Raw genomic sequence first — 22,712 nt, forward strand, 5'->3', positions numbered from 1 at the left:
TTTTTGGGTTGTTTTTCAATCGTTTTCTTTAACCTTACAAGTTCAAAAGACAGACTTTCTAAATTGCGATATGCTTGTTTTACGTCAGTTCAATCATTGAGAAGCTTGCTTTCTTTGGTGTTTGAACAGACAAAGTAGTATTCGAAACGTAGTAAGAGGTGGTCGCAATGAGCATTACTGTCGCTGGGCGCCGCATGCCCGTAACGGACGCATTGCGTGAGTACGCCGAGGAAAAAATCGGCAGCTCCATGAAAGTTATGGATATTTCTCCGCTTGAAGCGGAAGTTGTATTGTTTGTAGAGAAGAACCCCGCCAATCCGCGTCCTGCAGTTTGTGAAGTTACGCTGCGCACTAAAGGACACATCATTCGCGTAGAAGAAAGCGAAGAGGATATGTACGCAGCAATTGATGTTGCTGCAGCAAAAGTGCTTCGTCAATTGCGTAAATTCAAGACCAAAGTGCTTGATCGCAAGCTGCGCGGCACCGGCGAAGTCCCCGTTGCCGCTCCTGTCAATCAGGAGCTTGATGTGGAAGGCCTCATGAACGAACTTGCCGAAGATGACGAGGTTGTGCGTGTAAAGGAAATCACTTTTGAACCGCTTACTGAAGAAGAAGCGCTCGTCAAGATTGATCTTTTAGGACACGACTTCTTTGCATACACCGATCGCGACACCAATTTGGTTAACGTGCTATATCGTCGTGATGATGGCGGCTACGGCTTGCTTAAGCAAAAAGACGACGAGTAAGTTTTACCCAAGCACACTTGTGCTACTATAAGCGACGTTGTTTTCGAAGAAAGGATAGCCTCATGGCAACCATCGATATCATTAAAGAAGTGCTTTCAGACAATCTGGACATTGAGCCGGAGACCGTAACAATTGAGTCTACCTTTGATTCTTTGGGCATTGACTCACTGGATATGGTTGAGCTCATTTGCGATCTGGAAGAAAAGTGCGACGTTGATTTTGGTGAGCCTGAAGGCTTAGCTACCGTTGGCGATCTGGTGAACTACATCGAATCACTCTAATCGCTCACAGCGCACGTCGCAGCAGTGGTACTCAACCCCACTGAGCATTTTAAAAGGCTACTCATTTGAGTAGCCTTTTTTGCGAGATAACAAGCTTGAGGTTATAACGAAAAAGCACTCAACCTCACACCTGTAAGTGCTGCAATCTATGAGTGATTCGCAAGCATTTCTTCAACGCGTGCTTTCGGCACAGCACCAACAATACTATCAACCATGCGCCCTTCCTTGAAAAGAACCAGCGTTGGGACGCTCACCACATCAAAGGCAAATGCAACATCAGGATATTTGCTTGCGTCCATCTGAGCGAATGTCACCTCTGGATACAAAGGCTCAAGCTCACCGAGCACCACATGCATCATTTTGCACGGACCGCATCCTGGGCTCCAAAAATCTACCAAGACAAGGTTTTGAGCGTTTGTCACTTCGTCGTCGAAGTTTTCTTTTGTTAAGTCAATCATCGCAAACCTCCCTGTGTCGCAAAGCGTTTTTGACATCAGCAATTGCGTACAAGCTTCCAAAAAAGCAAACAACATCGGCGTTTTCAGCATTTGACATCGCAAGCTCAAGCGCATCATCATAGCTAGCCGCCATTATGCTTGGAGCAGTTGTTCGTAGGCGTATCTCTTGCTCAAGCTCGTGTGCTGCAAGCGCTCGCGGATTATCGGGCGTAACCGCAATGAACAGCTTCGCAAGATCAGCTACCGCCTCAATCATTTCACCATATGCTTTATCGGCCAGCACGCCCATAACGAAAATCACACGTCGCCCCGCAAATACTTCACGAATCGATTGGGCCAATGCACGTGCGCCCTGAGGATTATGACCGCCATCCACAACAATTGCTGGGTGCCGGACAGGCTGCTCAGGCACCATCTCATCAGAGGCGAACTGGACAATCTCGAATCGTCCGGGCCACGTTGCTTGCGCTATCCCTGCTCGAAGCGCTTCATCCGAAATCTTAAATCCACGACAACGAAGCGCCAAGGCAGCCTCAAGGGCAAGAGCTGCATTCTCAATCTGATAGCCAGCCAGAAGTGACGTTTGCAATTTGTCGAACGTTTTGTAGGAAAACTCCCTGATCAACGAGCCATTATTGGCACAAACCCCAAGGTTTACGATATTTTGATCCGAGACAAAACAGAGTGTATCAGCACAGTGTGCGGCAGTCTCAATAACCGCGCGAACACCATCAGTCTGCGGTGCACTAACCACAGCAGCGCCGGGCTTAATGATGGCAGCTTTTTCGCCGGCAATAGCCTCAAGCGTGTCGCCGAGCAATGCGGTATGATCAAGGTCAATACGCGTAATTACATCAACTTCAGCCCGATCAATCACATTGGTAGAATCAAGACGACCACCTAATCCTACTTCAAGCACCACAATATCGCATGCTTGTTGTGCAAAATAGACTAAAGCTACCGCACACATAAGCTCGAATTCTGTAAGATGATCTCCTGTTTTATGCGCAAGCTCTTCTGCAACGACTTGAACGCTACGCGTTACCCTACTTAGTTCCTCATAAGATATCGCTTGGCCGTTGACCTGAATTCTCTCCTCAAAACGCTCTATATAAGGCGAAGTGAAAAGACCCGTCTTCAATCCAGCTGCCCGACAGATAAAAGAGATATAAGCGCACGTAGACCCCTTGCCGTTTGTGCCTGCAACATGAACAAACGAAAGCGCATCTTGAGGTCGGCCAAGCGCATCAAGTGCCGCACTAATACGCTCTAAGCCAAGCCGAGAAGCCTGCCAACGTGGTTCATTGATATATGCCACAGGATCAAATTCAGCTGTCATGCGCTCACCTAACACGAGTAAAATAGTTACGCGAGTTAGTCTACCTTAGGAATAAGCCCCGCTTAGCTGGCTTGCTTCACTTTAAGATAGTCGGCAATTCCTGCCGCTGCACGCTTGCCTGCACCCATAGCTAAAATGACTGTTGCTGCACCACTTACCGCATCGCCACCTGCATATACACCAGGTTTAGACGTAGCACACGTCTGCTCGTCAACCACCATAAGGTTGCGAGAAGTAACCTCAAGACCAGGCGTTGTTTTTGCAATGAGAGGGTTTGTTTTGGAGCCAACAGCGACAACCATCATATCAGCGTCAATCGCGAAATTGGAATCCGGAACCGCAACCACGCTCTGACGGCCGCTTTCGTCTGGCTCAGAGAGCTCCATTGACACGCACTCAACGCCCTCAATCCAACCTTCATCATCTACCAAAACACGCACGGGATTTGTCAAAAGCTGCAGCTTAATGCCCTCTTGTACCGCATGGTGAATCTCTTCAGCGCGCGCAGGCATCTGTTCGCGACCGCGACGATACACAAGCGTCACTTCGGCACCCAAACGTCGCGCTGTACGAGCCGCATCCATGGCAACATTTCCGCCGCCAACTACTACACAATGCTTACCTGCATAAACTGGTGTATCGAAGCTGGGAAACTGATATGCCTTCATGAGGTTTACGCGCGTGAGCAGCTCATTTGCTACCATGACGCCGTTGGCGCCCTCACCTTCAATACCTAAATAGCTTGGAAGGCCCGCGCCTGTACCCACAAAGACCGCATCGAAACCGCGCTCGTCCATAAGCTCATCAATGTCGTAGAGTTTACCCACCACAACATCAGTCTTGAAATCAACTCCCACATCTTCAAGTTTGTGAATTTCTTCTGCTACGAGCTTCTTTGGCAAACGAAACTCAGGAATGCCGTATGTTAAAACGCCACCTGTTTCATGAAGGGCCTCAAACACACTCACGTCGCAGCCGCGTTGCGCCAACTCGCCAGCACACGTCAAGGACGCAGGACCTGAACCTACCACCGCAACGCGATAGCCATCCAAATCATCGGACTCTGCGGCGAATGCTGATTCAAGCGATGCCTCTTGCGCATCTGCAAGATCAGCTGTACAAGGAGCAGTCGTATGGCTGGTTGATTTTGTTGCCGAGGCCTCAAATGCTGCAACTTCATCAGGATGAGCCATTGCCCAGTCAGCTACGAAGCGCTCGAGCCTGCCAATACCAACAGGCTCACCCTTGCGACCGCGTGTGCACTTGCCTTCACATTGAGTCTCCTGTGGACACGCACGCCCGCACACTGCAGGCAACGTGTTCGCCTGGTGTACGAGTTGATACGCATGCGCAAAATTACCCAAAGCAACTTGCTCAATAAACTGCGGAATGGGAACGCCTACTGGACAACCACTCATGCAGGGCTTCTTTGGACACTGAATGCATCTGCGCGCTTCCTCTTGCGCTTGCTCTTCTGTGTAACCCAGAGCTACTTCGCAAAAATTCTGAGAACGCGTGACCAGATCAAGTTCTGGCATGGCCACTTTCTCATTGTCTTTATTGACGTCATATACGCAAGGCATAACTTACCCCGCCTTCCGTCGAAGCTGTTGCTCTTCATGCAGCTGCACGCCACCACCACATGAGCGACCTTCACTTGTCAGCTTATGTGCGGCCACCTCGCGCGCATACTGTTCAGGCTCGCGATATTGAACACCACGGCGAAGTGCGTCAGCGAAATCTACCAGATGACCATCGAAGTCAGGACCATCAACACAAGCATGCAAATACTGATCGCCCACTTTTACTCGGCACACGCCACACATACCCGTTCCATCAATCATAAGCGGATTCATGGACACCCACGTTTTAATAGCGTGTGGCTTTGTAAGCTCGGAAACTTTCTGCATCATAATGACCGGTCCAATGGCTACAACCAGGTCATAGTTGACTCCTGCTTCAATTTGTTTTGCTAAAACATGCGTCACTAAACCGCGATGTCCGTTAGAGCCATCATCGGTAACAATAAACTGATGCTCAGAAACCTTCTCAATTTCCTCTTCAAGCATAATGAGATCAGCCGAACGAAAACCAGTAATAACGTCCACTTGAGCACCATGATCATGCAACCACTTAGCCTGAGGATATGCGATAGCTGTACCTAAGCCGCCCCCAATTATGCATGCGCGCTTAACCCCATCAAGCTCGGTGGGATTACCAAGTGGTCCGACGAAGTCAAGCAGATACTCCCCTGCGTGCATAGTGGAAAGCTTCATAGTTGTTGCGCCAACCGCTTGAAACACAATAGTGACTGTACCTTTATCAGGGTCACAGTCATTCATGGTCAGCGGGATGCGCTCTCCTTGCTCATCAATACGCAACATAATGAATTGACCCGGCTTGATACGCCTTGCAATATCAGGCGCATCAATAACCATTCGTGTGACGTCTTTGTTTAGTTGCTCCGCTTCGAGAATCTCAAACATTGCTCATCATCCTTTTCAACCATTTTCCCCAAAACTGCCCTGTAACAGCTGGGACGAAAATGGTACCCTCCCTGAAAATGGTTGCTCATTACAGCAAATAAATATTTCGTGGTGACGCAAAGGAAATTGAATTCTAAAGAGTAGCAAATACTACCTTAAACGGTATGTTTTGTACAGTCAGCGGTAGTTTTTCTGCAATTCAGCTCAATAATACCAGGTAAGGTCCCATTCTTTTTCGCTGCATTAACCATACGAAAGCACTCAACAATTCGCAATAAGCTCAGCGCGGTCGTCAAAGATGAGAAACGAAGGTTTAACCGTTTTGAAATAAAGCGCTCGCAGAGTCGCGACTGTGCGCATTTATAAGGTGTATTTGTTACCTTCTCGTTAAGTATCGCACTAAATACTCCCCTGACAAGCAGCTATAACACATATTCTCTTTAGATAGACGTCAGACGCGTTACCGTTTTGTCATTTTCCAGAAAGACGAAATGACAACATCTCATCTACGAACCGTTAGCCTTCTCCTCATCGTTTATGAAGGAGTGCTAGCCTTTTCGTAGAGCCTCACATAAGCGCATCATCAGGCGCAAACAGAACGGCAGTCACCTTAAAGGAAGAGCCATTAAGGAAGTGTCTATTATGGCAAGCAAGTTTTTACTTACGAAACGTTTGGAGTCAGTGCCTTTTGACCAACCAACGCCAGCCAACACCTCATCGGTCTATGTTCTCACCGCTCAAGAGTTTGTTGACCTTGGTTTGATTAGCAAGGAAATGAAATCAGCACTCGAAACGCTCGTATCGGCAAAAACCACCTACTTGGACTCATTTCCCACCTGCTTTGTGGGTTCGTTTGCTGTGCCAAGCAAAGTACACCCCCTTGCCGAGGAAGAGTGTTTTGCATTTTACTTCGACAAGACTCATCTCATCTTTTTGGACGAGAGCAATTTCTGCAAGCCCATTCTTGACACCATTAGCAAACAAGGGTTGCTCAAAGAACCGACCACGCCTTGGTGTCTGTTTGAATTCATGAAGTTGCTCACCAAAGGCGATCTGCAATATCTATCCGACCTTGAAGACAAGATGGAAGATGTTGAAGAATCCATTATTAAACGCGGATTCAAAAATGCAAACGAAGTGATGCTTAATTTCCGCCGAAAGCTCCTCCGTCTTGATACCTATTATCAGCAGCTTATGGACATGGCCGGAGAGCTTGCCGAAAACGAAAACAAACTGCTCACCCACCAAGAAACAATTACGTTTGTGCAACTTGAACGCAACTTTGACAGGCTTCTACAACGTGCGGTGACACTTAAGGAATACTCGCTTCAACTGCGCGAACTCTATCAAACAGAGATTGACACCCAACAAAATGACACCATGAAATTCTTCACAGTCATCACCACACTCTTTGCCCCGCTTACCCTGGTTACTGGTTGGTTTGGCATGAACTTTGCAGATATGCCAGGGCTCAGTAGTGCCTGGGGCTATCCGCTTATGTGCTGTGTCGTGCTTCTTATTGTGATCGTAGAACTCATTGTATTCAAACACAAAGGCTGGCTTTAGCGGTTATATTCGCAAACTACTCTGCTGCCAGAAGTTGACCAAGAAGCGTAAAGTCCTGTTCAAGAGCAGAACGCTTCTTAGGATCATAGAGCGCTGCTGCAGGATGGTATACCGGCAAAACCTTAAACTTGCCCGTCTGATGAAGCTGCCCATGCAAATGCGTGATGCCTACATCGGTTTTCAAAATGAATTTTGTAGCAAAGTTGCCAAGCGTCACAATGAACTCTGGGTCAATAGCCCGAGTTTGCATGCGCAAAAACGGAGCACACAACTGAATTTCTTCAGGCTTGGGATCTCTGTTTGACGGTGGCCTGCACTTTAAAACATTCGCAATAAAAACCTGCTCGCGCTCAAGATGCGCCAACGCCAACAGCTCTTGTAAGTACTTCCCCGCAGCCCCCACGAAAGGCTTTCCTTGCAAGTCTTCGTTTTTGCCAGGCGCCTCGCCAATGATCATCACGCGCGCATGAGGGTCTCCGTCCCCAAATACCGTTTGCGTTCGTGCATCTGCAAGCGAACAAGCATGGCAGGCGCAAACCTGCTTCTCCAGCTCGGTTAAGCTTATTGGTTCATGTTGCACAGCGTCTTCGCCTTTCTTAACCATCGCGTTTCTTGCGATCACTCAAAGAGTGAATGGTTTTTAAACATACACGCGTGGCAAGCGAGAATTGCCAAACGAAATAGCCATTTCATAGTTGATCGTATCAAGGGTATTCGCCAAATCATCAAGCGTAATAATTGACATCCCCTGCCGCCCAACAAGCAACACCTCATCCCCCACCTGAGGGTTCAAACGGCGACGTGAGCCATACGAGCGCATATCAACCTCAAACATACACTGATCCATGCAGATATTGCCTACTTGCGCACAACGCTCCCCTTGCAAAATGATATCAGTGCGCCCTGATAGCCCCCTGCAAAATCCATCCGCATACCCTACCGGAATGGTGCAAATCATGACCGAACCGGGGCTGCGATAGTGCAGACCATAGCTCACGCCTTCGCTCATAGGAACCGCGCGCATATCGGTAATGCGCGCATGCACGCTCATAGCTGGTTTCAGCTCAATGAGCGGACGCGTGACCCCGGAAGGATGCAAGCCATACATACCTATGCCTAAACGAACCATGTCAAAATGAACGTCAGAGAAACGCATAGTGGCAGCAGAGTTAGCGGCATGGATAATACCTGGATCAAATCCTGCAAGGCGAAGCGCGTTAATTGCCTCCACAAAACGCTTCACCTGAATACCAAAATCCAAGGTCTCAACCTCGTCTGCTGTGGCGAAATGAGTAAACGTTCCCACAAGATCAAGCGCCCGATGAAAGCTCACCTGACTCATGAACTCAACAACATCATCAAAACGCACACCTATACGATTCATGCCTGTGTTTACCGCCAAATGGTATGGCGCGCGCAGATGAAACGCATCGGCTGCCTCAGCGTACGCAATAGCGAACTGCGGATCATACACACTCGGCATAACCTTATATGCCAACAACAGCGGGATTGCTGTCATCGGCGGTTGCGACAAAATCAGTATAGGAGCATTAATATAATTCTCGCGAAGCTCAATGGCTTCATCAATGGTTGCAACCGCAAGGTAATCGGCACCCGAGTTGAGCGCCGTCTTCGCGCAACGCACTGCGCCATGTCCATACGCATCAGATTTTACGACCGCCATAAGGTGCGTCCCCGGCGCCACATTGCGGCGCACTGTTTTAGTGTTATGGCGAATGGCATTAAGGTCAATTTCTACCCATGACCAGCGTCGCTCAATCTCGGGAATAGCGGCAAGCTTCTCAGGATCAAACGGTATCACGCCGCGCTCGTCAGGCTTACCCCCGTTTGCAGCAAACTGCAAAACAGCACGAGTATCAGGCCGATCATCCGCAACCCAACCCGCAGGCTTATCAGACACCGCCCTGCGCGATTGGCGCGAAACATCCGATGCAACCGAACGCGAAGCGGCATGAAAATCCATGGCACTCTTGGCCGACTCAAAATCGTTTGGTCGGTTTTTTGAAAAACCCGTAAATCCGTTTGGAAGATCATTCATTGCCATGACTATTGCCTTTCGCCTTATACTCAGCACATTATTGTACAAGACTTATAGGGTCATACTAGTGGCCAGCGCCACCCGTCATCTTGATGGCATGCGGTAATACGCCAACAACACCTTCCCAGTTTTCGCGCGCGGCTTTTTCAGATCCGGGTAAGTTAATCACCAAATGCCGACCGCGCTGCATACATACCGCACGAGAAAGCATGGCATAAGGCGTGATAGTGAGCGAATGCGCGCGCATCCCCTCAGCAATACCAGGCACCATCCGATCGCACACATCCATAGTGGCTTCAGGTGTTACATCGCGAAGAGAAAGACCGCTTCCTCCGCACGTCAAAACCACATCAACATCCAATTGGTCACACGCATACACAATGGCCTGCGAAATCTCAGTTCGCTCATCTTTCACAACCGAACGATCTACACACGTCCACCCTTCGTGCGCAATAAGCTCTTCAAGTGCACTACCGGCAGTGTCTTGTGAGATATCACGGGTATCTGAGCACGTGACAATAGCAAAGGTGATAGTTCCCATTACAAACAAACCTCCTCGGTCACATCAAGCAAAATGCACTCGACAACAGATCCCGCACTACGGCCTTCGCCCCCTTCGGGAAGCACTGCCAAGCAGTTACTGCGTTGCAAAACGCCAAACAAGCCCGAACTTTGATTTTTTGCTGGTGTCACAACATAGCCTTCCTCGTCTCGTGACAACGTGGAGCGCAAAAAGATACGACGCGGATCTTTTTTCTTTGCGTCAGTGGCCAAACGAGCACGCACCGAAGGGCGTTCATAGATGCTAAACCCTTGCATTTTGCGAAGTGCCGGGCGAACCAACATCTCAAAGCCGACATAAGCAGCAGCGGGGTTACCAGGCAACCCGAAAACTGGCACGCCATTTACCAGGCCAAACGTTTGAGCTTTACCCGGTCGTATGTTCACTAAGGTCATAAAGAGTTCACCGAGCTGCTCGACAGTTGGCTTAATGAAATCAAAGTCACCATCTGAAGCACCACCGCTTGTAACGATAAAATCATACGTATGAGTGGCGTTCAAAACTTCTGCTTTTAATGTCTCAAGATCATCTTTCACGATAGGCAGAATGGAAACCTCTGCACCCGCCGCACGCGCTGAAGCCGCCAGCGCATAGCTGTTGGAATTGCGAATTTTGCCAGGACAAGGAACCTCGGTCGGGTCAACCAACTCAGAGCCAATAGCAATGACCGCTACGCGCGGACGACGATACACGGGCACTTCAACAATGCCGCAGCTTGCCAGAAAACCTACACCAGCACAGTTGATAACCTCACCTTGACGAACAACAACTTCGCCAGCTTTTGTCTCTTCTCCCGCGGCGCGCACATTTGAATTAAGCGCTGTGGGCGCAGTAAACGAGACAACACTACCAGGCAGCCCATCGCCTTCTACCACGCCAACAATTTCATATTTAACAACTGAGTCTGCATCAGTGGGTAACGCAGCGCCGGTCATAATGCGAACACACTCATCATCAGCAATGCAGCCCTCAAACACATCTCCGGCGGCAACTTCAGCAATAACGCGTTTGCATACCGGCGTCTCAGGCGTTGCATCTGCAAGTTGATCTGCGCGAACCGCAAAACCATCCATAGCAGAATGAGCAAAAGGGGCAATATCTATATCGCTCTTCAAATCTGCTGCCGCAACGCGTCCAGCAGCATCAAGCACACAAACCGTCTCAGCATCAAGTGTGTGCACCTTTGATAAGACCAAATCACGCGCTTCTTCCAACGCTAACATTTCTGGCACGATGACCCCTTTCGCCAACCCTCTCAGCTGGTATATAACAACGAACAGCCGTCTTCAAGACGAAGACGGCTGCGTAGGTACAATGAGTGCGCATGCGTGCGCGATTCATTATTCTCGCGCGGACAATTATAGCGCTTTAAGGATAAATGAAGAGCGTAAACTGTTAGGCTTGCATACCACCTGGACCAGCGCCCCTTTCAAATCCACCGAGGCCACCTCCGCGCATGCCGCCCATGCCGCCTACTTGGGTGGGTGTTGTTGAAGCGGTTACCTCAGTTGCACTACCGCCTGAGATACTCCCACTTTCAGCAAACCCATACACGTCAGCGCTTTGTGGCGTGCCGCCGATAACAACCGAATAGGTGCCACCTTCGCTCATCTGAGGAGACGAGGCTATAACTTGATCAAATGCCTTTTCTGCATTCAGGGACACCAGCACATTTCCTTGCCCATCAACAACCGCAACGTTTTGACCTGCTTGTCCGGAAGCCATAACGGTTGCAAAGGGCTGTTCGCCACCTGTGAAGGTTTCAGCCATGCCCGCTGAGCCAAGCATCAAAACGCTGCCTCCTGAAACCGTAGCTGACAACTCATAATCAAGCGCACTATCTGCTCCCGAATCTGGTCCGTTAACCAAGACGATGCCGCCGTTGATTTCCAAGCTGCCATTACTGTCAACACCGTCACCGCCGGCATTAATAATTAGCGTACCGCCATTGATTTGCAGCAAACATGCCTCACTTACCTCAGACATGCCGCCCGGGCCGCCACCCATGTCGCCTCGCATGCCACCACGACCAGCAAACTCGCCGCTCTCTGCTGCTGCGTCCGGTGCGCTGCTTGGCATATCACCGCTCGGAGGTTCAGGGGCGCCTTCAGCACCTCCTGGCATATCGGCTCCGTTTGGCATATCACCGCTCGGAGGTTCAGGGGCGCCTTCGCTCGCTGCAGCTGCCCCGGAATCTTGTGCGCCTGCCGCTTCGTTGGTCCCCTCGTCATCGCTGAGGTCTGCAACAGCGGCGTTAAGAGCATCATCGCTTGCGGTGATATTCGACGTACCACCATTGACAATTACCTCTTGTGCTTCATAGCCTTCTACGCACGAAATAATCTCAACATTACCCTCGTCAATAACGAGCTTAGTCTCCGCATGAAACGCATCATCACCAGCATCAATACTCAGTTCGCCGCCTGTAATAACACCTTCCAGGTCACTGTGAATTGCATCATCAGCAGAGATAATATCAACAGATCCTCCTGCTATACGCACATACGTTTTACCTTGAATGCCATCATCTTCTGCTTCAATCGTTAAATCTCCGCCGTCAATTCACACAAATCCTTGCGTGGGCTTTGTATCCTTGTTGGACTTAATGCCGTCGCCACCTGCAACAAGATCAAAAGTACCATCGGCAATCTTGACGCAATCACGACCACGCAGTGCATCCCCAACTGCTTCTACACGGTAAGTGCCACCGGTAATAACCAGATCATCTTTGGTATAGATGCCGTTGTCGTAAGTGCCATCAACGGTAAGCGTGCCGCTTCCATTAAGTGTTAAATCTGCGCGCGCGAAAAGTGCTGCAGACGGCTCATCGGAATCCTCCTCAAGCACATACTCAGTGCCGTCAGACAATTCATTAACCGACCCATCCGCCAGCGTAATGAAGCACTTGTCAGCTTGCTTTACATAGAGCGCCGGACCACTGTCGTTATGAAGCGTTGCCCCATCAAGCACAATCTGCACTTTTGCATCTTCAGGAGCTTCCACTAAAAGCTGGCCGTTAGTAAGCTCACCGCTCACCACATAGGTGCCCTCAGCATTGATCGTAATAGCGTTGGCATCTGCTTGAGCACCTTCGCCCTCAACAGTTGCCGAGCTACCAGCAAGCGCTATGTGTGTTGAGGTTGCATCGTCATACGAAGAGTCCGTATCGCGCTTGGAATAGTCAAGGTCAAGCGCTTGCGCATCAAAAGCAGCTGCCACCTGCTCAAAGCTGTCATACGTTTGGTCATTCTGGGTTGAAGCGCTTTCGTCTTGCTGATCAACTGGCGCATCTGCAACAGATTCGCCAGCATCTTCAACCTGAGCCGAAGAGCACCCCGTAAGCACATATCCGCTCATCAAGGCACCCGTCAAAAGTGACGCTACCATCGTTTTTTTCAAACTTGGGACAAACTTGTATCCCTTTTGTCCATCATTGTGTTTCATGTATCCTCCCTACCATAAGCCCCACTCCCGCAATCTGTGCACACGTACACATCGGCGTTGAGAGGTTCAGGGCATTTCGCATTACAGTGTTTCGCGTCCAACAACTGGTCTGCCGCACGAAATCTTAAGATTGCCATTCAAGCAGCGCAGTTCATCAATCATCTGCTTTTCGCGACCAGGCTCTTTCAGGCGAATTGCATATTCAAGCTGGAATAAACTGCCCATGTTGGTTGTGCGAACTTCAACGAGTTCGCTCTCGGCAGCGTAGCGAGCTAACACCTCATCAAAAACACCGTCATATTCAAGATCTTCAGGAATCGTAATCTTGAGTGCCTTTTCAGGTTCCTTTGGTTTACCAAACGGCGAAAGCACATAAGCCACGTTCACCGCACCCACAATAAGCGTAAAGAGGCAGGCCAAAACCAAAAAGCCCATACCAGTTGCAAGGCCAATTGCCATTGCAAAAAACACGCTTCCAATGTCTTTGGCGCTTCCCGGAATTGAGCGGAACCTCACAAGATTAAACACGCCCATTACCGCAATACCCGCGCCCAAGTTCCCATTGACCAACATGATGACCATCTGCACAATGAGCGGCAAAAGCGCCAGCGTGATAACGAAGTTCTTGGAGTGCGCATGGCGAAACATATAGATGCCCGCAACCGCCGCGCCAAGCACAATTGAGGTCAAGCAGCAGAGCAAAAACGACTCAGTAGTAACGCTTGCCACCATAGATTCACTTGCACCATAAATTGATGTGAGAGCTGCATCAAGCACAGCGCTCCTCCTTTCTTACCTGCGCGTTTTTTCTCATCACGCGCGCCTTGCTACTCTTTTTGTATGCTTCGCCATATTTTGAAAAGGACTGTGGGCGAATGTCGCATACATCCAGTGCATCAACCAACCAAAGCGGATAAGGGCCTGCCACTTTAATTTCCATCACCACGCGCGTGGGATCCAAAATGGCACAATCTGCACCGGGCGAATCAGTACATGCGAACGCATCGCTTTCGCCTGCAAGCGCCAGATCCCGATAGGTTAGGTGCGCATCAAACGTAATGCGCACATTCTCTTGGGCGGCAAATGCTTCACGAAGCGCAAGCGCGCTGCGCACGCACGATATCAACATGGAGGGTCGCAAAGTGCCCCATCGACCACAGAAAGCATCAATCTCGCGTGCAATTTGAACGGATCGCGGGGACAACTCGGCTTCAGCCACCGCGTTTACATCAAGCGGAAATGCACTCACAGCTTGCTCGTAGGCATAAACACCCGACAAGTAGCGCTGAGCTGCATCACGCGTACATGACACGCGCCTCTTATAGACGATGCCTTTAAACTTCTTTTTCAACTCAACGAATACGACATCGGCGGCAACGCGCGGTCCAGCCTGCGCGACCTGCACATCCTGCTCGGTTTGGTTGGCACCCTCCGGCACTTCAGCGTCACTACCTTCTTCATTCCGTTCATACCAACGCATACGAAGCTTCTCTTTATAAAGCGGCTTATCAAGCGAGCGCTCAATAAGTTCGCGTTGCGGCGTATCAAAATACACACTGTTCACACGCGTTTCGCCATATTCATCAAGCGCCATATACGGATCAATGAGCGCACGAAACTGCTGATACTGAGCTTCACTCAGCACATACTTCACTTCTTTTCGCTCAAACACTCCGATGTATTCACCCATAATGTGCCAATCTCTTAAAGGTAGGTGCGCTACCAACGTGCTGTATTTCCACTGCAGATATGGAGCGCACCAGCTTACACACGGCACCCGTCCCGCTGAAATATTGCAGATGTGAACCGTGCGACGATATACTAAAAACCAAGCCTGAAATTTCACTGAAAGACACCCCCGTCTTTCAGGTTCTTTTCAACTTCGCGCGTACAATGAGGATGAGAATGGCAAACCTGTCCCCGTTGAGATCAGGTCATTCCCGATGAAAGGCTTTTTATGCGCATTTTGATTGTTGAAGATGACATACGATTGGCATCTGCGCTCAAACATATTTTGGAAGAGAACCACTATCTTGTTGATATGGTTCACGATGGCGAAGAAGGACTTACTTTCGCCAAATACGACACATACGACGTGATCATCTTAGACGTCATGCTTCCCAAGCGTGACGGTTTTTCGGTTGCCTCTGAGCTGCGCAGAAGTGCTATCAATACCCCTATTTTGCTCCTAACAGCACGAGATACTGTACCCGACAAAATAACAGGACTTGATAGCGGCGCCGATGATTATATGACCAAACCCTTTGCTCCCGCCGAACTTCTGGCCCATCTGCGCGCACTGACGCGACGCATGGGCGAAGTCATCTTTGAAAAGCTTGATGCAGGAGATTTAACGCTGACACTTGCCAGTCATGACCTCTCATGCACCACAACCAACAAGACTATCCACCTCTCTCATAAAGAATTCGAGCTGGCAAAAGTGCTGATCACCAACGCAGGAATGGTGGTTTCTAAAGAGACATTAATTGAAAAGGTTTGGGGGCTTGACTCAAGCGCAGAAGACAACAATGTCGAAGCTTACGTGTCATTCTTGCGCAAAAAAATTCGCTTCCTCGGATCAACGAGTACCATTGAGACATTACGCAAAACAGGATATCGGCTCAGCGCTGGTGAGAGCGTTGATTCGCAAGCTTCATCGCTTAACTAACGAGAAAGTATTCGCCGTATGCTCAAGCGTCTTCGCGTCAAATTTATTGCTCTTAATATGAGCTGTGTTGCAATAATACTCGTGCTGCTGTGCGTTGTAATTTGCACCCTTAACTACCAATCAGCTTTTGAGCATGTTAATCGTTCTCTCGATATTGCTCTTGATCATGCCGAAGAACCTCGCTCCAAGCTGCACGGTCCTAAAGATTTTGACGAACAAAATGCTCCTTTGCCGCCAGAAATTGGTGGCAAGGAATCCGACATGTCCATTCCAGTTGCAGCTTTCATCTTGCAACCGGATGGCACTTTAGAAGAAATACCTTCTAAAACCACTGCAACTATTGCAACGGATGTACTCGATGATGCTACTAAGGAGATCGTGAATGCTGCGCCTGGATACGGGGAGCTGCCCGATTTATCTCTTGTCTACGAAAAGCGTGTTACTGGGGACACCACATACTTAGCATTTGCCGATCTTGCCTATGTTAACTCCTGGCATTCTTTAGCACTCTATTTAGGTGGTGCTTCACTCTTAGCGTTGGCGGTTTTGCTGGTAATCAATATTTTCTTTGCGCGATGGGCACTCAGACCTGTTGCAAGCGCTTGGCAACAGCAACGTCAGTTTGTTGCCGACGTCTCACATGACCTCAAAACACCCTTAACCGTTATCTTGGCGAACACCTCTATCTTGCTTGAACACCCTGAAAGAAGCATCGCTGAGCAAGTTCAGTGGGTTGATAGCACGCAGCACGAAGCACAACATATTCAAGCACTCGTAAATGACCTGCTTCTTCTTGCAAAACTTGACGAAGAGCAAAGCATTGGCAACACCCCTCTTTTGCAGGAGCAAGCCTCGGAAAAAGTTGATTTTTCTGATCTTGTTGAAGGCGAACTGCTGCAATTTGAGTCAATTGCATTTGAAAAAGACATTGCCATGACAAGCAAAGTGGAACCTAACCTTGAGGTTACCGGCAACCTTGTTCGACTACGTCGCGTTGTTTCCACACTCATTGACAACGCATGCAAATATACCCATGCCAAACAAAGCGTTACAGTGTCACTTGTCAAATCGGGACGTTTCGCTAAATTGAGCGTAAACAACACCGGCACTGTTATACCTGCTCAGGATTTACCCCACATCTTTGACCGCTTTTATCGCGCCGACAAAGCACGCACACGCGACGCAGGCGGACATGGACTCGGACTAGCTATCGCTCAGTCTATTGCCCAAGAGCACAAGGGAACTATTGGCGTGAAAAGCAATGAGCGCGAAGGTACCACCTTCACACTCACCTTGCCACTTGATTTGCAATAATGCTCCGCTTTAGGTTACGTAACTGTCGCACTTAACAAAGAGATGCTGCGTTCAATGCGACAGACACATACAAACCTATACGTAAAAGAGCATCTCGTTATAGGTTGGCATTGGCCAATACTTGCGATCAACCAAAACTTCCATAGCATCAACCGAGCGACGCAGCGCATCCATACGCGGTACAATTTCAGCTGCATATACATTTGCGCGCTCTTGGCCGTCCTCAATCGTCTGGGCACGCTTATGTTCCGCGCGAAGATCTTCCAGGCATTCGTTAATTGTCTGCAAACCCTCTAACAACTGATTAAGCAAGCCTTTTTGCTGAGCCACGGGAGCATCGGCACTCACCTGCAAAACAGCATTAATGTTTTGCGCAACATCGGTTGCATAAGCAGTAATAGCAGGAATGAACTGGCGAAGCACCATGCGCTTCATCGTGCGCACTTCAATATTGAGCAACTTGGTATATTTCTCAAGCTTCACTTCATAGCGGCTGCGTACCTCGGTTTCTGACAACACACCAAAACGCTCAAAAAGCTCAATGCTTTTTGGATCTACGAAACAAGGAAGCGCCTCAGCGGTCGTAAGATGGTTGGCAAGACCTCTGCGTTTTGCCTCTTCTACCCATTCTTCGCCATAACCGTCACCATTAAAGATGATGCGCTGATGCTTCGTCAGCATTGCCTTGATGTACTCAATGGCGCGCTCTTCAAACTCCTCTGTTGGAACGCTTTCCATGGCATCGGCAAAGTCACTCAAGCTTTTAGCCATAGCGGTATTGAGAATCATGTTGCAATCAGAGAGATTTACCGCAGAACCAGGCATGCGGAATTCAAACTTGTTACCCGTAAAGGCAAAAGGACTCGTGCGATTCCGGTCCGTATTGTCTTTAAGGAAATTCGGCAACACATCAACACCTAAGTCAACCGAAACGCGCTCGGCAGAGGTGTAATCATGCTCATCAATGAGTGCGTCTACCACTTCGCTCAATTCATCACCCAAAAACATTGAGATGATAGCCGGAGGCGCCTCATGAGCACCCAAGCGATGATCATTTCCCGCCGACGCCACCGACATGCGCAAAAGCTCTTGATAATCATCTACCGCCTGGATAACGCCGGTCAAAAAGACTAAGAAGCGCAAGTTATCAATGGGGCTTTCGCCCGGATCAAGCAAGTTAGTTTTATCAGTAGCAATTGACCAGTTGTTATGTTTGCCTGAGCCGTTAATACCCTCAAAGGGCTTTTCGTGCAACAGGCATACCAAACCATGGTGGCTTGCCAGCAGGCGCATTTTTTCCATGGTCAGTAAGTTTTCATCAATGGCTCGGTTAGTGTTAGAGAAAATGGGCGCCAACTCATGTTGAGCAGGCGCAACCTCATTGTGTTTGGTGCGAGCAGGTACGCCAAGTTTCCAAAGCTCGGTATCCAGCTCCTTCATAAACTCATTTACCGTAGGACGAATTGAGCCAAAATAGTGCTCTTCTAATTCCTGACCTTTGCAGGGCGCATAACCAAACAAGGTTCGATTGCACATCATCAAGTCTTGGCGCTTGGCATAGTCCGCCTCAGACACCAAAAAGTACTCCTGCTCAGCGCCAACGGTTGTTACAATGCGTTGCTTTGGTTCGCCAAAAAGAGCCAGCACGCGATTAGCCTGCTCTTCGATGACTTTCATAGAGCGCAAAAGCGGCGTCTTTTTATCCAACGCTTCACCGGTATAGCTGCAAAATGCTGTAGGAATGCACAAAACCTCATCTTTGATGAAGGCATAGCTTGTAGGATCCCATGCCGTATAGCCACGTGCTTCAAACGTGGCGCGCAAGCCGCCTGATGGGAAGCTTGAAGCATCGGGCTCACCTTGAATGAGCTCCTTGCCCGAGAAACTCATAATGGCACGGCCATCACTCTTTGGATCCAGAAAACCATCATGCTTTTCTGACGTAATGCCCGAAAGAGGCTGGAACCAGTGAGTGTAGTGCGTGGCACCTTTTTCGATTGCCCATTCTTTCATGGCGTGCGCTACGACATTTGCCACCTCAGGATCAAGTGGTTGCCCCTCTTTAATGGTTTTAAGCAAGCTTTTGTACGTTGCAGAAGGCAGGTGCTCCTGCATAGTATGCTCATTAAAGACCTCTGAACCATAGATTTCTGAGACGTTCGCCATGAAGTGTTCTCCTTTTACGTGTGGCAGTCTACATCATCCGCATACGATACCACGACTAGCCACCCTACCCGCTGTTCACAGTTTAAAACGGAATTGTTTCTCATGTTTTTCGGCGTATTAACTCTTTGCCGTTTGTGGTATTTGTCTTGGCGCTCTCTACAAGATGAGCTCATACATAGACAAGACTACCTCACCAAGAGCTGGATAAGTTAGTGTGGTATCTCCTCTATGCTTAAAACCTAATGCCTCATACAACCCACGTCCGCGCACATTAAAAGGGAATGTATCCAGGCGCAAAACACGTGTACCTCGCGCTCTCTCTTGCTCAATCACCCAAGCCAGCAACTGCTTTGCAAACCCTTGCCCGTGATAGCAAGGAAGTGTTGCCACTACATGCAAAACACCAAGATCATCAGGCGCTACATTGCAACCCCATTCAACTTGCTCGTAACCCAATGCGCCATCGGCGTTAACAATCATGCCGCATGCTAGTTCTTCTTCGCCATCATCACGCGTCACCCACCCAAGGTATACGCGATCTTGCTCAAGAGACGTACGTATAAATGCTTTAGAGGGGTGTTTATCGTGCTCCCAATAGACATCGAATTCGGTGTCTTTCATTTCGTCAATCATCTTGGTATAGAATTCCAAAACAGCCTCGAAATCCTCCAAGGTGCCCTGACGTATGGTGAGCATGCCGTTGTCCTTTCGCCACGGTTCGTTCGTCAATTGTTTTTGATTGTTGCATTGATACTATAGCAAAGTCATACACGGTAGATGGGCTTCTCTATGTATTGAAATGGCTTACAGCTCAAACAAAAGTGACACCTAAAGGCGCCACTTTTGTTTGATGTTCGGATTCAAATTACCAAAGATTAGCGATTAGGGATTCAAGCAAACACCACTACTATTAAAGGTGTAAGCTTTGCCATTAATTGTCCAGGTGCCACTATGGAGCATTGAGCCTTCTGGACCTGTCCCTGGAGTATTTGCAGCAGGTCGCAAGTAATACCAATTACCGTTTTCCTTAAACCATCCCGTACGCATTGCTCCTTCGCTGTCAAAAGAAAACCACTTGCCATCAATTTTCTGCCAACCAGTAACCATGACACCGTCTGTTCCAAGGAAATACCAGTAATAACCAATTTTCTGCCACCAGGTCAACATTGCGCCCGAACTATCTAAGCGATACCATTTCCCCTCATCCTGAACCCAACAGTTTGAACGCATAAATCCATTCGATTTGTCAAAGAAGTACCAACTGCCCTTCCAACTCTGCCAGCCTGTCCTCCGCAGTCCCGTATTTAGCATAAATGCCCAAGAATCTCCACCTAGGGGTCGCTGCCAATTCTCGAGCACAACACTACGACCAGTCCAACTCCACCATCCATTGTTGTAATAAAGCGCAAGCGTCCCTGAACCCGTTTTTGTCATTGATTCATATGCACCATGACCAGGGTTCATAACTTGCGCGACTAGTACACCACTACTATTGGTTGACCACCCACATATAACAACGCCATGACCAGCTCCGCCAGACGACTGAAGCCCTGCATAAATAGGTACACCATTTCCAATCCAATTCTTCATTCTTTGATCCGTTAACCCGCCACTATAATGGACTGCTCCAATTTGTGTATCACTATTCTTGTATTTAAATAAGGCGAATCCATTTACAATGTTCTGAGCATTACCAGCCACCAAGCCTCCCGCAGCTTTAATCGCAATATTGCGATGATCATAAGGTAATGTTCCAGTCATATAGCGCCCAATACTTTCAACACAAGCTGCCCAACAAATTGGAGCGCTAAATTGGTTGACTTTTGGGACTACAAGGTTGGAGTATTTACCGAGAGCCAACGAACCGGATGAATATGTCGATATATTTTCTTCAGCAGCATCGTCATAGGACTCCGATAGAGGATCGCCTGTTTCAACATAGGACTCTCTCGGCGCTAATGGTAAGGCAGTACGTTGATTCTGTTTCGTAAATTCGAAATCATAGTCAGCCTGCGTGTCAAGTTGGCATTGAATTGTATAAGGAACAGAAGCATGCTCGCCTTGTTCCGCAATTACTGTAATTTCATCATCTCCCTCTATACCATAAACCGCACATTTTTCGTTTTCTTCTAAACCTTTATTAATGGCATCGCAATACTGTGTAGTCATATGAAACACAATATCACCAAGCTCATCTGTACTTTCATAACAAACAGCAACAACACTTTGCCCCGAGTAAACTGGCCACAAATAGCTTGTTTTTACTATTGAATCCTCCTGCTGAGAATAAACTGGTATCGGGTCTCCCAGTTCTAGCGTGTCGATCGAAACATCTGGAAAACCATAGTAATAGTTATAACCTTCAACAGTAGCCATACCTTCAACCATTGCTGAAATATGATCTACTGCGAGTTGCCTTGGCGCTGGTGAGTTTTCATCTGCATATGCAGTCTGCGAAAACAACGCGCAAACTAAAACCCCAAGAACAATCCAAGACTTAAATAAGGCTCTCTTACTCATAATTGCCTCCTCTCAAAGGCGATTGACGATATGAGTACTTTCCTTGGCTATAACGTTAGATAGAATACGAAATGATTATTGTGATAGCTCGAACGGAACCCTGTTGGTCATGTTACCCGCAGACAGTTGAGAAACATCGCTGGTCAGGTAGTCTTCGATAGTCTGCTGCATTTCTTCTGAGAGCTTTTGCTGGAACATAAGATTGCTCATACACAACCAATTCGTTCCATCTCCTACCAGCCAGAAAGTTCGCTCATCAGACCCATCAATGGAATCAATCACTCGAAGATAGATACCCGATGTATTGTTTTGAAAAAACTCAACGAAAGATGCGTCATTTCCGTAATAGGCAAACGTTGGCTTGATTTCTCCATCAATATCTTCATCATCTTCATGATGATCATAAGGGAAAAACAAACCCACCGCCATGTTATTGTTATAGATGGGATAGCATGCGTTTTCATCCTCGCGGAAGACCCCATTTTCATAAAGGTAACTTGGGATCTTTTCGCCCAATTCAAAGGCATCGCTCAAACGCTCCCCTGATTGGTTTCTCATACCAGCAAAATTCTCAAACCCCTGCTCACGATAGGTACTGAGCAGCTCGGCTGCCTGCAAGCTTATCACGGTCAAGTCGTCAGTTCGGCTATCCTCGCTTGTCGAAGACACCTCATTGACCCCAGGGTTATCATTTGAAGAATTCGGATTTTTTTGCTCAGCGCTGCCAGAGCAGCCAAAGAAAGCAAGTGCACAAAGCAGCAAAATTACCCAAGGCAACACCGAACATAATCGACGAACATGCACAACGCTGAGAGACCTCATATCCATACACCTCATCACTATTTGGGACGCTGGATACTCCTTAGTCGAATTGTAATGCCAAGGACAACAAATAACAAGAAATATAACTAAATCTATCAAGTTTGTGCTAGAAATAGCTAACAAGATTGATTGGGTTGGTTGTCTTTCTAGCACCTTTTTGTTAAAATCCCTGACTTCGCTCGTTCAGGATGCGCTCAGCAAACCCATCTTCATCTTTCGGCATACACGCCGGCAAGCCTCACGCACAACAAAGCCCGCCTGATTCCAGACGGGCTTTGCAC

At 48.4% G+C, this 22,712-nt stretch carries 21 protein-coding genes; 5 read left to right on the forward strand and 16 right to left on the reverse strand.

Annotated features, from left to right (window positions below; genetic code table 11):
* The first annotated feature begins 167 nt into the window (after positions 1 to 167).
* Both hpf and NFR28_RS00615 read left to right on the forward strand, forming a co-directional pair.
* A complete protein-coding gene (gene hpf / locus NFR28_RS00610; RefSeq protein ID WP_251177902.1) occupies positions 168 to 746 on the forward strand; it encodes a ribosome hibernation-promoting factor, HPF/YfiA family in 579 nt (192 codons plus the stop codon).
* Between the two features lie 62 nt (positions 747 to 808).
* The gene (locus tag NFR28_RS00615; RefSeq protein ID WP_251177903.1) at positions 809 to 1,027 is read left to right on the forward strand and encodes an acyl carrier protein; all 219 of its coding nucleotides are present in this window, start codon (positions 809 to 811) and stop codon (positions 1,025 to 1,027) included.
* Positions 1,028 to 1,173: 146 nt separating this feature from the next.
* Here the strand turns inward: NFR28_RS00615 and NFR28_RS00620 are convergent, their stop codons facing one another.
* From NFR28_RS00620 to NFR28_RS00635, 4 genes are all read right to left on the reverse strand, one after another.
* A complete protein-coding gene (locus tag NFR28_RS00620; RefSeq protein ID WP_251177904.1) occupies positions 1,174 to 1,485 on the reverse strand; it encodes a thioredoxin family protein in 312 nt (103 codons plus the stop codon).
* The gene (locus tag NFR28_RS00625; RefSeq protein WP_251177905.1) at positions 1,478 to 2,824 is read right to left on the reverse strand and encodes a bifunctional folylpolyglutamate synthase/dihydrofolate synthase; all 1,347 of its coding nucleotides are present in this window, start codon (positions 2,822 to 2,824) and stop codon (positions 1,478 to 1,480) included. The genes NFR28_RS00620 and NFR28_RS00625 overlap by 8 nt, the downstream gene beginning before the upstream one ends.
* 62 nt (positions 2,825 to 2,886) lie before the next feature.
* Positions 2,887 to 4,407, reverse strand: a complete 1,521-nt coding sequence (gltA, locus tag NFR28_RS00630; RefSeq protein ID WP_251177906.1) for an NADPH-dependent glutamate synthase — start codon at positions 4,405 to 4,407, stop codon at positions 2,887 to 2,889.
* 3 nt (positions 4,408 to 4,410) lie between these two features.
* Positions 4,411 to 5,310 carry a sulfide/dihydroorotate dehydrogenase-like FAD/NAD-binding protein gene (locus tag NFR28_RS00635; RefSeq protein WP_251177907.1) on the reverse strand — a complete coding sequence of 300 codons (900 nt, stop codon included), beginning with the start codon at positions 5,308 to 5,310 and terminating at the stop codon, positions 4,411 to 4,413.
* A gap of 642 nt (positions 5,311 to 5,952) precedes the next feature.
* On the opposite strand from NFR28_RS00635, the gene NFR28_RS00640 reads away from it, so the two are divergent.
* Positions 5,953 to 6,876, forward strand: coding sequence for a magnesium transporter CorA family protein (locus NFR28_RS00640; protein WP_251177908.1), 924 nt, complete (start codon positions 5,953 to 5,955; stop codon positions 6,874 to 6,876).
* Between the two features lie 16 nt (positions 6,877 to 6,892).
* Here the strand turns inward: NFR28_RS00640 and NFR28_RS00645 are convergent, their stop codons facing one another.
* From NFR28_RS00645 to NFR28_RS00680, 8 genes are all read right to left on the reverse strand, one after another.
* Complete coding sequence (locus NFR28_RS00645; RefSeq protein ID WP_251177909.1) at positions 6,893 to 7,456, reverse strand: uracil-DNA glycosylase; 564 nt, start codon at positions 7,454 to 7,456, stop codon at positions 6,893 to 6,895.
* A 60-nt stretch (positions 7,457 to 7,516) separates the two neighbouring features.
* A complete protein-coding gene (gene alr, locus NFR28_RS00650; protein WP_251177910.1) occupies positions 7,517 to 8,941 on the reverse strand; it encodes an alanine racemase in 1,425 nt (474 codons plus the stop codon).
* A 58-nt stretch (positions 8,942 to 8,999) separates the two neighbouring features.
* The gene (locus NFR28_RS00655; protein ID WP_251177911.1) at positions 9,000 to 9,476 is read right to left on the reverse strand and encodes a MogA/MoaB family molybdenum cofactor biosynthesis protein; all 477 of its coding nucleotides are present in this window, start codon (positions 9,474 to 9,476) and stop codon (positions 9,000 to 9,002) included.
* Positions 9,476 to 10,729, reverse strand: a complete 1,254-nt coding sequence (locus NFR28_RS00660; RefSeq protein WP_251177912.1) for a molybdopterin molybdotransferase MoeA — start codon at positions 10,727 to 10,729, stop codon at positions 9,476 to 9,478. The genes NFR28_RS00655 and NFR28_RS00660 overlap by 1 nt, the downstream gene beginning before the upstream one ends.
* A 163-nt stretch (positions 10,730 to 10,892) precedes the next feature.
* Positions 10,893 to 11,999 (reverse strand): carbohydrate-binding domain-containing protein, encoded by a 1,107-nt coding sequence (locus NFR28_RS00665; protein WP_251177913.1) that lies wholly within the window; start codon positions 11,997 to 11,999, stop codon positions 10,893 to 10,895.
* A 60-nt stretch (positions 12,000 to 12,059) separates the two neighbouring features.
* Positions 12,060 to 12,941 (reverse strand): carbohydrate-binding domain-containing protein, encoded by an 882-nt coding sequence (locus NFR28_RS00670; protein ID WP_251177914.1) that lies wholly within the window; start codon positions 12,939 to 12,941, stop codon positions 12,060 to 12,062.
* 81 nt (positions 12,942 to 13,022) lie between these two features.
* Positions 13,023 to 13,718 (reverse strand): DUF4956 domain-containing protein, encoded by a 696-nt coding sequence (locus NFR28_RS00675; protein ID WP_251177915.1) that lies wholly within the window; start codon positions 13,716 to 13,718, stop codon positions 13,023 to 13,025.
* A complete protein-coding gene (locus NFR28_RS00680) occupies positions 13,711 to 14,631 on the reverse strand; it encodes a polyphosphate polymerase domain-containing protein (RefSeq protein WP_251177916.1) in 921 nt (306 codons plus the stop codon). The genes NFR28_RS00675 and NFR28_RS00680 overlap by 8 nt, the downstream gene beginning before the upstream one ends.
* 267 nt (positions 14,632 to 14,898) lie before the next feature.
* On the opposite strand from NFR28_RS00680, the gene NFR28_RS00685 reads away from it, so the two are divergent.
* The gene (locus NFR28_RS00685; RefSeq protein ID WP_251177917.1) at positions 14,899 to 15,609 is read left to right on the forward strand and encodes a response regulator transcription factor; all 711 of its coding nucleotides are present in this window, start codon (positions 14,899 to 14,901) and stop codon (positions 15,607 to 15,609) included.
* Positions 15,610 to 15,627: 18 nt separating this feature from the next.
* Positions 15,628 to 16,923: a sensor histidine kinase gene (locus NFR28_RS00690; protein WP_251177918.1), complete on the forward strand. Its 1,296-nt coding sequence runs from the start codon at positions 15,628 to 15,630 to the stop codon at positions 16,921 to 16,923.
* 75 nt (positions 16,924 to 16,998) lie between these two features.
* Here NFR28_RS00690 and NFR28_RS00695 read toward each other — a convergent pair whose 3' ends face one another.
* From NFR28_RS00695 to NFR28_RS00710, 4 genes are all read right to left on the reverse strand, one after another.
* A complete protein-coding gene (locus tag NFR28_RS00695) occupies positions 16,999 to 19,089 on the reverse strand; it encodes a glutamine synthetase III family protein (protein ID WP_251177919.1) in 2,091 nt (696 codons plus the stop codon).
* Positions 19,090 to 19,245: 156 nt separating this feature from the next.
* Entirely contained in the window at positions 19,246 to 19,785 is a 540-nt protein-coding gene (locus tag NFR28_RS00700; RefSeq protein ID WP_251177920.1) for a GNAT family N-acetyltransferase, read from the reverse strand.
* 186 nt (positions 19,786 to 19,971) lie between these two features.
* Complete coding sequence (locus tag NFR28_RS00705) at positions 19,972 to 21,609, reverse strand: N-acetylmuramoyl-L-alanine amidase family protein (RefSeq protein WP_251177921.1); 1,638 nt, start codon at positions 21,607 to 21,609, stop codon at positions 19,972 to 19,974.
* Positions 21,610 to 21,684: 75 nt separating this feature from the next.
* Positions 21,685 to 22,431, reverse strand: coding sequence for a hypothetical protein (locus NFR28_RS00710; RefSeq protein WP_251177922.1), 747 nt, complete (start codon positions 22,429 to 22,431; stop codon positions 21,685 to 21,687).
* Between the last annotated feature and the right edge of the window lie 281 nt (positions 22,432 to 22,712).

The organism is Adlercreutzia agrestimuris (genome assembly GCF_943193125.1).
GTDB classification, from domain to species: Bacteria; Actinomycetota; Coriobacteriia; order Coriobacteriales; family Eggerthellaceae; genus Xiamenia; species Xiamenia agrestimuris.